This is a genomic window from Paenibacillus sp. AD87, from assembly GCF_001659845.1.
GTDB lineage: Bacteria > Bacillota > Bacilli > Paenibacillales > Paenibacillaceae > Paenibacillus > Paenibacillus marchantiae.
Map to the genome: position 1 here is coordinate 3,125,424 of NZ_LXQN01000007.1, position 14,921 is coordinate 3,140,344.

Annotated in this window: 15 protein-coding genes; 8 read left to right on the forward strand and 7 right to left on the reverse strand. The window is 46.6% G+C overall.

Annotated features, from left to right (window positions below):
- Window positions 1-18: 18 nt before the first annotated feature.
- Complete coding sequence (locus gpAD87_RS13460) at window positions 19-759, reverse strand: polysaccharide deacetylase family protein (protein WP_064638841.1); 741 nt, start codon at window positions 757-759, stop codon at window positions 19-21.
- Between the two features lie 395 nt (window positions 760-1,154).
- Window positions 1,155-1,658, reverse strand: coding sequence for a ferritin (locus gpAD87_RS13465; protein ID WP_063563419.1), 504 nt, complete (start codon window positions 1,656-1,658; stop codon window positions 1,155-1,157).
- 174 nt (window positions 1,659-1,832) lie between these two features.
- Between gpAD87_RS13465 and gpAD87_RS13470 the strand changes: the two genes are divergently transcribed.
- Entirely contained in the window at window positions 1,833-3,095 is a 1,263-nt protein-coding gene (locus gpAD87_RS13470) for an amino acid permease (protein ID WP_064638842.1), read from the forward strand.
- A 55-nt stretch (window positions 3,096-3,150) separates the two neighbouring features.
- Here the strand turns inward: gpAD87_RS13470 and gpAD87_RS13475 are convergent, their stop codons facing one another.
- Entirely contained in the window at window positions 3,151-3,273 is a 123-nt protein-coding gene (locus gpAD87_RS13475; RefSeq protein ID WP_090805800.1) for a dihydroorotate dehydrogenase, read from the reverse strand.
- A 99-nt stretch (window positions 3,274-3,372) separates the two neighbouring features.
- On the reverse strand, window positions 3,373-3,630 hold the full coding sequence (locus gpAD87_RS13480; RefSeq protein ID WP_064638843.1) for a YolD-like family protein: 258 nt from the start codon (window positions 3,628-3,630) through the stop codon (window positions 3,373-3,375).
- Window positions 3,631-3,976: 346 nt separating this feature from the next.
- Here gpAD87_RS13480 and gpAD87_RS13485 point away from each other — a divergent pair, with 346 nt between their 5' ends.
- Window positions 3,977-5,020: a GGDEF domain-containing protein gene (locus gpAD87_RS13485; protein ID WP_197521479.1), complete on the forward strand. Its 1,044-nt coding sequence runs from the start codon at window positions 3,977-3,979 to the stop codon at window positions 5,018-5,020.
- An 89-nt stretch (window positions 5,021-5,109) separates the two neighbouring features.
- Here gpAD87_RS13485 and gpAD87_RS13490 read toward each other — a convergent pair.
- The 3 genes from gpAD87_RS13490 to gpAD87_RS13505 form a co-directional block, all read right to left on the reverse strand.
- Window positions 5,110-6,260, reverse strand: a protein-coding gene (locus gpAD87_RS13490) for an IS3 family transposase (protein ID WP_157258461.1) whose coding sequence is annotated in 2 segments (ribosomal slippage) — window positions 5,110-5,999 and window positions 5,999-6,260 — 1,152 coding nt in all. Because the reading frame shifts where the segments join, the coding sequence is not laid out codon by codon here.
- A 143-nt stretch (window positions 6,261-6,403) separates the two neighbouring features.
- A complete protein-coding gene (locus tag gpAD87_RS13500; RefSeq protein ID WP_064638846.1) occupies window positions 6,404-6,925 on the reverse strand; it encodes a hypothetical protein in 522 nt (173 codons plus the stop codon).
- Window positions 6,926-6,977: 52 nt separating this feature from the next.
- The gene (locus gpAD87_RS13505) at window positions 6,978-8,624 is read right to left on the reverse strand and encodes a diguanylate cyclase domain-containing protein (protein WP_064638847.1); all 1,647 of its coding nucleotides are present in this window, start codon (window positions 8,622-8,624) and stop codon (window positions 6,978-6,980) included.
- 304 nt (window positions 8,625-8,928) lie between these two features.
- Between gpAD87_RS13505 and gpAD87_RS13510 the strand changes: the two genes are divergently transcribed.
- Genes gpAD87_RS13510 through mnhG form a run of 6 tightly spaced genes read left to right on the forward strand, consistent with a single transcriptional unit; the run spans window position 8,929 to window position 14,837 of the window.
- Window positions 8,929-11,883 (forward strand): Na+/H+ antiporter subunit A, encoded by a 2,955-nt coding sequence (locus gpAD87_RS13510; RefSeq protein WP_064640911.1) that lies wholly within the window; start codon window positions 8,929-8,931, stop codon window positions 11,881-11,883.
- A gap of 1 nt (window position 11,884) precedes the next feature.
- Window positions 11,885-12,223 carry a Na(+)/H(+) antiporter subunit C gene (locus gpAD87_RS13515; protein WP_024631879.1) on the forward strand — a complete coding sequence of 113 codons (339 nt, stop codon included), beginning with the start codon at window positions 11,885-11,887 and terminating at the stop codon, window positions 12,221-12,223.
- Window positions 12,216-13,694 (forward strand): Na+/H+ antiporter subunit D, encoded by a 1,479-nt coding sequence (locus gpAD87_RS13520; protein ID WP_064638848.1) that lies wholly within the window; start codon window positions 12,216-12,218, stop codon window positions 13,692-13,694. The genes gpAD87_RS13515 and gpAD87_RS13520 overlap by 8 nt, the downstream gene beginning before the upstream one ends.
- A gap of 6 nt (window positions 13,695-13,700) precedes the next feature.
- Window positions 13,701-14,177: a Na+/H+ antiporter subunit E gene (locus tag gpAD87_RS13525; protein ID WP_064638849.1), complete on the forward strand. Its 477-nt coding sequence runs from the start codon at window positions 13,701-13,703 to the stop codon at window positions 14,175-14,177.
- Window positions 14,177-14,461 (forward strand): Na(+)/H(+) antiporter subunit F1, encoded by a 285-nt coding sequence (locus tag gpAD87_RS13530; RefSeq protein WP_053782045.1) that lies wholly within the window; start codon window positions 14,177-14,179, stop codon window positions 14,459-14,461. Before gpAD87_RS13525 ends, gpAD87_RS13530 begins: the two co-directional genes overlap by 1 nt.
- Window positions 14,445-14,837: a monovalent cation/H(+) antiporter subunit G gene (gene mnhG / locus gpAD87_RS13535; protein WP_064638850.1), complete on the forward strand. Its 393-nt coding sequence runs from the start codon at window positions 14,445-14,447 to the stop codon at window positions 14,835-14,837. The genes gpAD87_RS13530 and mnhG overlap by 17 nt, the downstream gene beginning before the upstream one ends.
- Window positions 14,838-14,921: the final 84 nt, after the last annotated feature.

Consider the following 14,921-nt stretch of genomic DNA (forward strand, 5'->3'; position numbering starts at 1 on the left):
CGTTGTCTCGCCTGAATTTTAACGTTTGTCATTCCAGAAATTCACAGGCTGCACTTTCTTGGTCAGCACTTCAAACTGGTAGCCTTCTGCTTTCAGTGTTTTTAACACTTGCGGAAGTACTTTTAAGGTCGCTTCCTGGTCATGCATCAGTACCACAGGGGTGGTTCCGCTCTTTTGCACATTATGAATCTGCTTCATCACGCTGTTGTAAACTTTCTGATGATCCTTCTTGTATTTCCAATCTTCGGAGTCGACATTCCAATCCCACAGATGGAATCCACCCTGACCCAGTAGAACATTGCGATATGCCGGTTTGAGATACGGTTTGCTGCCGTATGGAGTACGAACGAGGCTGGTTTTGACACCTGCCACTTTATTCAAGCTTTTATTGGCCTGCTGCATTTCTTTCAAGCCGCTGTATGCGGATTTATAAAATTTACCGGGAACATGCGTTACACCATGCAAGCCCAGTCCATGTCCATCTGCAACAATACGCTTGGTGGCCTTCTGAAATTTCTCCATCTGAGGTCCAAGCATGAAGAATGTCGCCTTGGCATTGTACTGATCCAGAATATCCAGTAATTGTCCCGTGTGGGCGGTCGGCCCATCATCGAAAGTTAGATATATGATCTTGGAGCTCGCTTTATTTCCAGCATTCTTGGATGCGGATGATGTAGCTGAAGCCGACTGCGGCAATAGCAATGGAATGATCAATAGAATAGCAAGTGCGGTGATGAACATTTTACGAATATGTAGCATAATAAAAGTCTCCCTTATGTCTTGTATTTCCCCGGGTGTCTGTGTTTCTCTCATTGCAGCCCTTGGCGATAATCCTAATACTATCAAAAAGAGTGCGTCCCATTCTCGCTTCAAATGCTACGTTCGAGTTACACTTTTGTCAGATTACCCAAAAAAATAAAACGAATTTGATAGATTTGCTCGAAAAAGAACATCCGTCGGGATAGATTAATGTTGACATATATTCTATTAACCCAAATTGTGGTTTCTGATAGATTCATTTCTGGAATTTATATGAAGCGAGCGAAGAATCTTAATTGAAATAACAAAAAAGCCTGCCCGAGAGCAGACTTTTCATATGTAGATCGATTTTCTTGTTGTTCGGATCAATCCTGATTGCTTTGCTTAGTCCCCTCTTACTCCGCCGGAGCTGTGAACGAACGTTTACCAAATTCGGCGTCCAGCATGTAGAAAGCATTGCTGTCTTTTTCGATGCGGCGCAACTTTTGAATGATATTATCAAACAGTGCTTCCTCTTCGACTTGCTCATCGATGAACCATTTCAGGAAATACATCGTGGCATGTTCACGCTCATTCAGGGCAATGTCAGCCAGATTGTAGAATTTCTTGGTGTTTTGCTGCTCGTGTGCATATCCGTGTTCAAACACATCCAGCATTGAAGAATATTCATTCTTCGGCTCTGGCAATGCAGCAAGGGTAGCGCGTTGTCCGCGGTCATTCAGGAATTTGTATATTTTCATGGCGTGGAACCGCTCTTCCTCTGCTTGTACGATGAAGAAGTTGGCAAATCCGTCCAAGCTTTCGCTGGAACAGTATGCGGCCATCGCTTGATATACGTGAGCCGAATAAAATTCGAAGTTCATCTGTTCGTTCAAAGCTTCTGTCAACTCTTTACTCATTAGGGATACACCTCATTCTTTCTCTAGGGATGGTTTTATTTTATCATAACGTCCGCACGACTGATATCGAAATTTCTACAAAATTCGCCAATGACTGATTGCCTCTCTTCCTATATAATTACATAGTTCTCGCTCTAAAATCATTTCATTCTGGAAGGCAGGCCATTTTATTTCATGAACACATCTTCTTCGCAGCTCAAAAAAACGATAGGTATGCCGCAAGCTGTTGCGCTTTATATAAGTGCAGTTCTCGGTTCAGGTGTCCTGATTGTACCCGGACTTGCTGCCGAACTGGCAGGACCAGCTTCACTTCTCGCCTGGGGAGGCATGGTGCTGCTGATTCTCCCACTCGCCCTATCCATGGGATTACTCTCAGCCCGTTACCCGGACGCAGGCGGTGTATCCCATTTCGTCACCCTCGCTTTCGGACAACGGGCAGGAGCCGTGGTTGGCTGGTTCTTTCTAATGTCCGTTCCCATCGGTGCTCCCGTGGCTGCCCTTACAGGTGCAGGCTACATGACAGCTGCGCTGGGACTCGGGGAAGGATATAGAACAGCGATTGCCACCCTCATGCTGGCGGCTGGACTGATCATTAACATTGTAGGCATGCAGGTCGCCGGAAAGGTACAGATTGGCGTTGTGCTGGCGATTATTATCGTGCTAGTCATGGCATTTGTATTTGCTATTCCGAATATGCAATCCATACATTTCACACCATTTATGCCAAGTGGTTGGGTCAGCGTGGGTCAGGCTGGGGCCATTCTGTTCTGGTGTTTTATCGGTTGGGAAGCTGTATCTCACCTGTCTGAAGAATTTACTGATCCACGCAAGGCAGCTATCAAAGGCGTAACCATTGCAGCCATCATTGTAGGTGTGCTCTATTTCCTGACTGCACTGGCGACAGTCGGAACCCAAAGCTATCTTCATGGCGGAGCTGATGTCTCTCTCGTATGGATCATTAGTCAGGCTCTCGGTTCCTGGGGTGGATTACTTGCTGGGCTAACTGGCATATTCATTTGCACCGCTACGGTCATTGCGTATGCTGGTGCCGCATCCCGTGTCGCCTATGCACTGGCAAGACAAGGATCCGCCCCGCAATGGATGTCCCGCTTATCCAGTCGGTACCATACACCAATTGCTGCAATTGGCTTCCTGGCCATCTGCTTCACTCTCGTGTTAGGCATATACGGATCAGGTCTGGTGTCACTCACCACACTTATTCAGTTGCCTAATGCAACGTTCATTCTCACCTATCTTGGCGGATGCGCAGCCGGAATACGCTTACTCAAGGGAAGTCGTACTGGGGTAACCATCAGTTGGATTTCCTTTGTGGCGACAGCCATTGTGTTCCCTTTTGCCGGGTGGGCCGTTCTCTACCCTGTGGTGATCGTCGTTCTGTACGGAATACTCAGCCGCAAACGACAACACAAAATATAAACAAAAAAAGCTCTGCCGCGATGGCAGAGCTTCCTTTATTCATCTGGAATAATAATTATACCAGGAATGCTTTGGAGATGATAACCAACAGGATAAACAAAACCAGAATGGCACCTACAGAAGTAAAACCTCCGTATCCGTAGCCTCCTCTTGCTTCTCCACCTAATACTTCGCTCATTGACCGTACCTCCTCTGCAACAGGTATGGGTTATCTTATGCAGGGAGAATGGATTTGACAGGGCGGATGCCCTGATTCAGATCCTGTTTATCATCTTTTTCAATACCGTGGAGAATCAATGCGCATAATATCCAGGAACGGCACTTTGGCCGTAAATTCTTCCTCTGTATACTCCACATGCACTAGCCGGGTACGTGAGTCCAACTTCACAATCACCCCATGAACCTGATCTTCCTTGCCCCATACGGTCAGCAACACTTCCGAACGTTCTTGATACGCCTCAACCAGTTGGTTCCCCAGCTCTTCCAGTTCAAACTCATCCCGGGTAGGTCTTTTTGCAACTTTTGCTTTTGCCAATGTAGCGGCCTCCTCTATAGCTAATCCGACACCCGAATCCACGGGTTATTTGCCGAGGTCATATTTAATTAGTATACCATTCATTCACGTTCGTGTAATGCCATGTCACAGAAATCAAGCAAAGAATTCATTGTTGATAACACGTTATAACATGTCAGATAAGTTTTCATATAACAAATTAAATGATTTGCGTTTCGTCCAATGTGTTTTATAATTAACGTATACGAGAGCACGTCTGTCGTATCATTATGATGCAGTCAGCGGTGATATATTGAAGAGTCCCCATTCACACAGCAACCATATCCCAACCGAGTACGAATTCAAGCATTCCAAATGGATCAAAAAAATGCTTCGTGCTTACTGGGTCGTCGTTTTAACGCATGTTGTCATTCAAATAGGCTGCTTTCTGTTTCTCGATTATGATCGCACTCCGGAAGACTTCATGATCCATGTATTATTTTTGCCTACATTAGCCAGCGCTTTCTCCATTCTGATCGCCAGTTGGGTGGAACGCCGTTTCAGCTCGTTCTCCTTCTATTCCATGTCCATGGCCAGCACGGTGATTGCCTGGACCATCATTCGTGTCAATTACGACATTCGCATTATACTGGCCATATGTCTGTTGCCGATCTTTGCTTCGGTACTATTCTTCAACAAGAAACGGGTATGGATGGTATGCCTCATGCAGATGACTGGCTATGTCATCGTACTCTGTGACCCAGCCTATCGGCTGTACTTATCTTCGTTTGATATGGTTTCTATTCCGGCTTTTCTCATTGTAGGTACTTATGTTGCACAGTTGATTGTTACGAGCGGCGTCGAGGTACTGGATGATCTTCAGGTCAGTATGCTTGCCAAGCAGGATCTGATTGTGCGAAACGCAATTATGAGCAAGCAGTCCAAGACAGATGGGTTAACCAATCTGTATAATCAAAGCTCCTTTAAGGACTACTATGAAAAAGCGTTTGAGTATGCCAATAATGGCATGAGTCTACATTTAGCTCTGATTGATATTGACAACTTCAAGTCAATTAATGATACATATGGGCATCGGGTGGGAGACACCATTCTGGAGAGAGTCTCTCTGATCATTCAGGAGAACATCACATCAAGCGATATCGCGGCGCGTTATGGTGGAGAAGAATTTGCACTGTTAATGTTTGAGCAACCCTTCGAGCAGGCTTATGCCTTGGTGGAGCAGATCCGCAAAAAGATTGCTCGTCTCGTTCATCTGGAGCTTGAAGGGCAATATATTACGGTAAGTGTCGGACTTAAAAGCTACAGCGCTCATCTGTCCAAGGACAAACTGTTTGAGGAAGTGGATGCATGTCTCTATGCCGCCAAACGAACGGGGAAAAATAAAACGATGACGTCCCTTGATCTGGTTTAATCCTCCAAAAAAACGCAAAAAAGTAGTGCTGTTCACCGGGAAGCTGGTCATAGCCCCGTCAAGTAGACAATAAAAAAAGAGAAATTCCATTAAGCGGCGACTTTTTCCCTGAATTCAATCGGGGAGAGGTCGCCGAGTTTGTTTTGGAAACGTTCCTTGTTGTAAAACAAAATATACTCTGTAATTCGGTTCCTTGCTTGCTCCAGATTCTGAGGCTTCTCCAAATACAACTTCTCTGTCTTTAAGTGGGAGAAGAACGACTCAATACATGCATTGTCATAGCAGTTCCCACGCCGAGAATGGCTTCCTGTTAGCTTCTTCTCTTCAAGCAACTTGGCATAGCTCTGTGTTGTATACTGGAACCCCTGGTCGGAATGGAGCAAGGTAGGTCCACATTTTAGTTTCTTCACCGTGTCCATAACGAGTTTTAAGTCATTTCGCTCGGATAGTTCCCAAGCTACAATCTCGTTGTTGTATAGATCCATCACAACCGAGAGATAAGCAAAATCATGCCCAATCCGGACATACGTAATATCCGTCACGAGCTTCTGCAGAGGAGCTGCCGCCGAGAATTCTCTATTTAAGACATTACGGAAAAGAACGGACGGTTTCCGGCCAGCAAATGGACGTTTCTTGCGAATCACGGAACGAATCTGAAGTTCTCTCATTAAGCGGCGTACCTTTTTGTGATTCACCACGAGGCCTTCCTTTCCTAACGCGGTTCGCATACGTTTGTAGCCAAAATAAGGACGAAGCCGGTGAATGCCTAAAATATGTGCTTTTAGATCCGCATCCCGATCTGCTCGTTTCTCTCTGAGGACGATATTCTTCTTCCATTTGTAGTAACCTGCATGAGAAATTTCAGCAATTTTACACAACCAAACCACAGGTGCCCACTTGCTTATTTCTCGAACGGACTGGCACCGGGTTTCGAAATCCAGCTTCCCTCTCCGTGCAAATTCGGATTGAGCTTTTTTAGATATTCTACCTGCGCTTTCAGATAAGCATTTTCTTCTTCTGCAGTGCTAAAATGTTTCTTCGTCCAACGTCCTCGATAATCCTCAAAACTCTCTCCATTATGGCTTTTCCGTACCCAAGTAATAATCTGGCTCTCACTCTTAATACCAAACTTCTCCATGATCCGACTGTATGTCCAACCTTCTTCCAATCGCAGACGAACAGCCTCTTTCTTCGTTTCTTCACTATATTGATTAAAGGTTTGGCCTTTTTTAGCTGGCATAGCAAAAATCCCCTCCGGTTTTCAGTGTTGAGTTCATTTTAACATGACCTCTTTTTTCACTGTCTACCTTGAGGGGATAATACCAAGCCGGCTGTACAGCACTACTTTTTTTAAACGCTAATCGTCACTCCGAATATATTGGTTCACTCTGCCCATTCCCAGCGATGTGCATTTTGCTCCAGCTTTGGGTGGAGCTTAACGGCATCTCCATCAATAATCAGACGTACTTCCTTAATCCAATCTTTGAACGAATCAAATGATGCGAACTGATTCGCCATCTCCACTGTGAGATACAGGAAATGGGGAGCTGGATATTCTTCTGCCATATGACGCAGGGCTGCTTCGATCGGCGTATACTTCTTTCTCTTGCCTTCCCAGCCTTCCACCCGTATGCGGGAGGATGCATACCCCCTTCTCCAGTCATGAAGACGATCTTCCCTTTTGTAAAAAGGCTGCACACCATCCTTGCTCATTCGCTTCACTGTATTCTCATGCAGCGGATAGAGCACAAGTTGCACAAAAGAGCGTGTGTCAGCGATAGTAGCGGCGCGTTCAAGCTGTTGATCCGTTACGTGTTCAAATGAATCATAGAAAATCAGCGTGCCTTTCCGGGTAGCCGGGGGCGGTTCATAACCATAGGGTACATTGGTATATTTTCCAGACATCTCATCACTCCTTGCCTGTATGCGGATCAGTTAACTCTTACTTTATATTATATTATTCTCTAACTGTGTTCTTCAATTCTGGATAGAATGTCATTCTATTTTTGCCCGCACGTTTCGATTCATACAGCGCCTCATCTGCCATGCGGATAATTTCACTCGGATTGCCACTGTTCGTAGGATACTCAGCTCCTCCAATGCTGCAGCCAATATGAATTCGCTCATATTCAATAATAAACGGCTTATTCAGGCTCTGGATGATATCTTCTGCATAGGTACGAGCTTCTTCTCTTGGATTGCTTCCCACAGAGCGGAGCACAATGAGGAACTCATCTCCACCAAGTCTTACCGTGATGCCCTTTTCATGACTGAGACTGGTCAAACGCTGAGCCACTTTCTGCAGCAGAATATCTCCGGTCTGATGTCCAAGCGTATCATTCACACTTTTGAATCCATCCAGATCAAGATAAAGGAACGTTAACGTGTGATTTTCACTTTCCATCTCCAAGGATTCTTCCAGATAGAGTTCGAGCGCTGTTCGGTTCGGTAGTCCGGTCAATTGGTCGTAATGTGCCAGATTTTGCATAACAACTAGTTCCGAATCTTTATTCGTTAGCGAAGTCAACATATCCCCCAGTGAACGTGACAGTACTTCGATTTCCCTAAAACCTCGATTTTCTGGAATCTGTACTTGCTCCCCAGCACCAAGCCGATTCGCCACTTGAGTCAGCCGTGCAATCGGGGCCGAGATCTGCCGAGAGATTAACCAACCGATCAGTGCGAACAAAACGGTAACAGCCAGTCCTGCCCAGACATTGAACCAGAGCATATCGGTCACGGAAGAAAAGGCTGTTGATTTAAGCTGACGAATAACCACAGTCCATCCAAGACCGGGATAATCCAGATGCCCCTGGCTAGTCGCAAATCCGGTTACATATTCTTTTCCATCCGGCCATTCTTCTATGGACCAGCTGCTTTTGTTCAGTCTTGCCCCTTCAATGCCCGATAATTTCAAAGGACGACCAATCCATTCTTTAGGACCAAGCAGCACCGTATCTTCCCTCTGGCTGACAATAAACATCTCGATGTTCTTTTCCTCATGTTTCAAAGGTTGCAGGACACTTTCCTCCATTTCCTTCGCCCAGGCCCAGCTCAAATGTGCCGCAAGCACGCCAGCAATATCTCCGTTCTTGTATTTCACCGGAAAGCTGATATCAACAAATTGCAGTGGTTCGCCGGTTGGGTTAGGAAGCAGCTTCGCCAGAAGGACTGCATCATGGACATCTCCGATAAATTTACCCTTGATTCCCTCCTGATACACAGGTCTTTCCGATAAATTTTCACCACGCAATATGCCGTCTGTGGAAGCCAGCACTTTTCCTTTTGGATTCATGAATCCAACCCATGAGAATGTGGGAAAGCTATCTTGAAGCTGATTCAGCAGCATCTGCATTTCGGCAGGCTCGAAGCGGTCCTCTAGAGCAATCATTCGGCCCAGAAGATCCAATTCTCCGGAACGCGACCACATGAAGCGATCCAGCTTGTCTGAAGTTTGAGAAGCCGTGCTGATGAGGGAATGACCAATCTCCGTTTCGACAGCTATGGATGATTTTTGACTTAAAATATAACCAATCGTGAGTGTAACCAACAGGGATAACACAGCGAAGGTCATGGTGAGAACAGTTTTAAGCTTGAATGACATAACTTCCTCCAATAAACGGTGAAACCAGCTTGATTTTTTTCAACATCATTCATGCTGTTAAGAATTACGGGATGTCACCTATTCGTTTTCATCTATATCGGAAATAATGTCTTTTTTCATTATACATATCCATACAATATGGGAACGCTATTCACACCGTGTTTCTTCCATTCAAAGAATAGTCACGATTCTGTATATACATACTTGGGTTATGAATATAGAGAGCAAGCATGCTCACAGAGCCATATGAGCACGGTTTGCCACAACAAAGAGCATTAGAAATTCAGTCATTGGGGGTGTAATGTTGAGCCTGCTTCATGTTGCTGTGATTCTGCCTTTTGCCGCTGGTATTGTACTTGCCATACTGCATCGTTTCTTCCGTAAAATACATATGGGATGGCTGGTTTTACTTGTCCCGGTCCTATTATTTGTTTATTTTGCGAGCCTTGTACCCGCCGTGTCTCAGCGGAATACGGTATCCGGGTATATCCCCTGGATTCCGTCACTGGACATTGGATTTAATCTATATCTGGATGGTCTAAGTTTGCTGCTGACATTGTTAATCACCGGTGTAGGAACACTGGTGGTGCTCTACTCCATTTTCTACATGGATACCAAAGAAGCCTTAAACCGCTTTTATTTGTATCTGCTGATGTTTATGGGAGCCATGCTTGGCGTGGTGCTGTCAGACAATATGATTGTGTTGTATGGATTCTGGGAGTTGACCAGTATTACGTCCTTTCTCCTGATCGCTTTTCATTACAAACGCAATGCATCCACTTCGGGCGCACAAAAGTCGTTCCTGATTACCGTTTTTGGCGGATTCGCCATGCTTGCCGGATTCATGCTGATGTATCTCATGACAGGCACGTTCAGCATCCGTGCAACCATTACGGAATGGGGACAGATTCAGGACAGTGCACTATTCTTGCCTGCTCTTGTGCTGATACTGATTGGGGCTTTTACAAAATCGGCGCAGTTCCCGTTCCACATCTGGCTGCCTGACGCCATGGAAGCTCCAACACCGGTCAGCGCCTATCTGCATTCGGCGACCATGGTCAAGGCGGGACTGTATGTCGTAGCCCGGTTTACACCCATCTTTGGTGGACAGGGATTATGGTTCTGGCTTGTCACCGGGGTTGGACTACTCACCCTGTGTTATGGATCATTCCTTGCCGTGAAAAAAAATGACCTTAAGGCAATCCTGGCCTATTCTACCATCTCACAGCTTGGTTTGATCATGTCCCTGCTCGGCGTTGGCTCGGCAGCCATCTATTTCGGATATGGCGAATCCTCCGCGATGTACACGGTTGCCATTACGGCAGCATTGCTTCATCTGTTCAATCACGCTACCTTCAAGGCGGCACTGTTCATGGTCGTTGGCATTGTGGATCATGAGACAGGAACGCGGGATATAAGGAAACTCGGCGGACTTGCTTCTTTTATGCCAGTAACCTTTACGGTAGCGCTCGTCGGAGCACTCGCCATGGCCGGAATTCCGCCGTTTAACGGATTTCTGAGCAAGGAGCTGTTCTTCCAGGCTATGGTGGAAGTAACACACCTCCGCATCTTTGGACTCGGATCATGGAGCATACTCTTGCCTGTGTTCGCTTGGCTCGCAAGTGTGTTCACTCTGATCTATGCGCTTATTATTGTGTTCAAAACATTTCTTGGTCGCACCCGCAGCGAGATCCCTGCCGAGAAGCTGCATGAAGCTCCCGTTGGCATGTTGATTCCTCCGGTTATTCTGGGGATACTCGTGATCATATTCGGTCTATTCCCGAATCTGCTGGCTGGATCATTAATTGAACCGGCGATGGCTGCTGTACTTCCATCACTGCTGAACGGAAATGAGCACTTTGATGTTCATTTCTCCTTATGGCATGGCATTACACCGGAATTACTCATGACCATCGGTGTAATCGCCCTCGGTATTATATTGTACAAACTGCTGCCGCGCTGGAGAACTATTTATAAGCACTATCCGCAAGGATTAACGATAAATAATATGTACCATGTCGTGCTCGATAATCTTCAGCATTATGCACGCAAATGGACAGAAGCCTACATGAATGGCTCGGTTCGTAACTACCTGGTATATATTTTCTCGTTCACCGTTGCATTGCTGGTTTATGCTTTTTTCCGCTCGGGGGAAAATATCACCTGGAATTTCAAGGGCAACGCCCCTTTTTCTTTCTATGAAGCAGTACTGCTCGTCGCACTGATTGCAGCAGCGGTTTCGATCCCTTTTGCCAAGAACAGACTATCGGCAGTCATTATGACAGGCGCAGTGGGTTATCTCGTCACATTACTGTTCGTGCTGTTCCGAGCGCCGGATCTGGCATTGACCCAGATGATTGTCGAAACGGTATCCGTTGCACTGTTCCTGCTCTGCTTCTATCATCTGCCTGAACTGCAACGAGGCAAATCAAGCCGCAGCTATCTTAGTGTGAATATGATTGTTGCCATTGCCGTAGGCGTGGTCATGACCTTTGTTGCATTAGCTGCGAGCGGAACCGCGTCACTGGAGAGCATTTCCGACTTTTTCATTCAGGAAAGTTACAATTTGGCTGGCGGCAAAAATGTCGTCAACGTGTTACTGGTGGACTTCCGTGGTTTTGATACCCTACTGGAGATTATGGTACTTGGGGTAGCTTCGTTGTCCATCTACTCCATGATTAATCTGAATCTTGAAGCGAAGGACCTTGGCGCAAGACTGAAATTCCGCAAGAAAGAACAGACTGAAGAAACCGAAGAAGATACGGATGACAAAGCGGACAATACGAAAAAATATGGCAACCGTGAACGCAGCTCATCAACCTGGGATACCGTACCACTGCAAAGCAACGATGTATTGTTGCAAACAACGACCAAGGTTGTTGTCTTTATCATTCTGACCTTCGCGCTGCATCTGTTCTTCGCAGGGCATCATAACCCGGGTGGCGGGTTCATTGGCGGTCTGGTGACCGCCGCTGGTCTCGTGTTAATTGCACTGGCGTTCAGTACAGATACTGTACGTAAAGCGTTACCTATCGATTTTCGCACCTTGACGGCCATCGGGCTGGGCATTGCCTTATTGACTGGAGCAGGCTCGTTTTTGTTCGGCGTACCCTTCCTGAGTCAGACCTTTGGTTATTTCGATCTTCCAATACTCGGAGAAACAGAACTTGCAACCGCAATGCTGTTTGACCTCGGCGTTTATCTCGCCGTCCTGGGAGTCACCATGAATATCATTCTACAGATCGGGGAGGATCGCTGATATGGAAATATTGATGTGTGTGGCCGTTGGCATTTTGTTTGCAGTCGCCGTCTTTTTAATCTTATCGCGGAGCCTGCTCCGGATCGTGCTTGGCATGTCCATACTCACTCACGGGGTGCATCTACTGTTGATTACGATGTCCCGTCTCAAAACTGGAGCACCACCGCTGCTTGGGGAGCAGGCTGAACGCTATGTCGATCCACTTCCCCAGGCGTTGATATTAACATCCATTGTCATTAACTTCGGACTTACCGCCTTTTTCTTTGTACTCTCCTATCGTTCCTATCTGAAGCTGAAAACAGACGATATGGAAGAAGTAAGGGGGCGTCCTTATGAATAATCTCGTTGTTCTGCCCATTCTGCTGCCACTGATTACCGGGGTTATAGCCCTTCTATTCTTCCGGCGGATAAACATCCAGCGGGTTGTGAGTGTTATTGGCCTTTTGCTGACCGCAGCCGCTTCAACAGTCTTGATCACCCAAGTGACACAGTCCGGCATACAGACACTCAATATGGGAGGTTGGGAACCACCCTACGGTATTGTACTTGTTGCAGATATGGTATCGGCTTTGCTCGTTGTAGCCGCTTCGATCATTGCGTTAGCGTGTCTACTCTACGCCTTCCGCAGTATAAACAAGGAACGGGAAGAACATCATTTTTACCCGTTCTTTCATTTCCTGATTGCAGGCGTGAACGGTTCGTTTCTTACCGGAGACCTGTTTAATCTGTTTGTCTGCTTTGAATTGATGCTTATCTCCTCTTATGCACTAATCGTATTGGGAGGTACGGAAAGACAACTACGGGAAACGATCAAGTATGTCTTGATTAACATTGTCTCTTCAGCGCTTTTTGTAGCCTCTATTGGCTTTCTCTATTCTGTTACCGGCACATTAAACATGGCCGACTTGTCTAATCGAATCGCTGAAGTCGGACAGAGTGGAGTCATCACCCTGATCGCTGTCCTGTTCCTGATCGTATTCAGTATCAAAGCCGGACTGTTCCTGTTCTTCTGGTTATCCGGCTCTTACGCAGCCCCTCCGGCAGTGGTCACCGCCCTATTCGCCGGTTTGCTGACCAAAGTTGGCCTGTACGCCATTGTGCGAACATTCACACTGATTTTCTATCATGATCCGGATTTCTTCCATGCCCTTATCGGCTGGATGGCTGGAGCGACTATGGTACTCGGAGTAATCGGGGCGATTTCCTATCGTGACGTCAATAAAATACTGATCTACAACGTGATAGCAGGGGTGGGATTTGTAGCCTTCGGGATGGCTGCTGCCAGCCGGCCTGCGCTAGAAGGTCTTCTCTTCTACATGCTGCATGATATGCTCATCAAAACACTGCTATTCCTGCTCGGGGGCGCTCTGATCGCGGTCGCAGGCACCTCCAAACTCGACAATATGGGCGGGCTGATTCACCGCTATCCACTGCTTGGCTGGATGTTCTTTATCAGCGCACTTGCTCTGGCAGGCATTCCGCCGTTCAGTGGATTTCCTGGGAAATTGTTGTTATTTGAAGGCGGGTTGCAGGCAGGTCTGTACGGACTGACAGGCATTGCCGTCCTTTCCAGCCTGCTGATGTTGTATTCGGTTCTTCGCATCTTCATCCAGGCGTTCTGGGGTGAACCGCCAGCAGGCGCAGTGAGAAGACCTTATGCCGTGAACGGCCTGCTCATCCCTGCCGGAATTCTGTTTGTGTTCATCATCGCAATGGGTGTGGGGGCTGAGGGTATGTTCCAACTGACCTCCCGCGCAGGCGACATTCTGCTGCATCCCAATGTTTATATTGATGCAGTCTTGAAGGAGTAGATGCGTATGGCCTTTCAGATTGTACTTAATTTGATCATTGCCTTTGTATGGATGTTTCTGAATAATGCGTGGAATGGTGTTGGCTTTCTCACGGGTTATCTGCTGGGTCTGCTACTGATTGGAAGCATGCGACGGTTCTTTCCGCAACGCTTCTATATCGTTCGTATCTGGGCGATCATCAAGCTGATTGCCTTACTGTTCAAGGAGCTGGTGCGGGCCAGTATTGAAGTTATTCGCCAGATTGTGAAGCCGAAGCTTGATATTCGACCCGGCATATTTACCTATCAGACACAGCTGTCCTCTGACTGGGAAGTTACACTCCTTTGTCTGCTCATCTCACTGACACCAGGTTCCCTTCCACTCGAAATTTCAGGGAATCAACGCAAATTATTTATTCATGCATTGGATATCAAAGACGAACAGAAAATGAGTGATGATATCAAAAATACATTCGAAAAAGCCATTATGGAGGTGACACGATAATGTTATCCTCACTGTTGTTCATTTCCTTGCTTATTCTCTCCCTCGCGATCCTTGGTTGTTTGTACCGGGTCCTGCGGGGACCCTCAATGGCCGACCGGATTACGGCACTGGATACGATCGGTATTAATGTCATTGCCATCGTTGCTGTTTTATCCATGATGCTTCATACCCAAGCTTATCTGGATATTATTCTGTTGATCGGCATTCTCGCTTTTCTAAGCACAGTTGCATTTGCACGATACATTGAACGGGGGGCGGTATTCAAAAATGAAGGAGATCGTTGATGGAACCGCCGGCATTGTCATTGGGCTCATTGTCTTGCTGGGAGCATTACTGAGCGCATTTAGTGCGTTCGGACTGATCCGACTGCCAGATGTATATTTACGGGCGCATGCCGCCACCAAAAGCACTACACTCGGCGTACTTTGTGTACTGAGCGGAACGTTTCTCTTCTTCTGGTATTTCGATAACTATATCAGTGCTCGGGTATTGCTTGGCATTGTGTTTGTATTTATCACGGCACCGGTAGCCGGTCATCTCAACGGACGGGCTGCCTATCGTACAGACGTACCCCTATGGGAACAAAGTGTACAGGATGAACTTGAACCACTCTTGAAAGGTAAAAAGGTCAACCATGAAGCCAAAGATATGATAGAATAGTCACTTGGTTTATAATCAAATACCCCCGGGACATGCCGTATATTACGTGGCCGTCCCGGGGGTGTTTTTGACTATACGATTTAG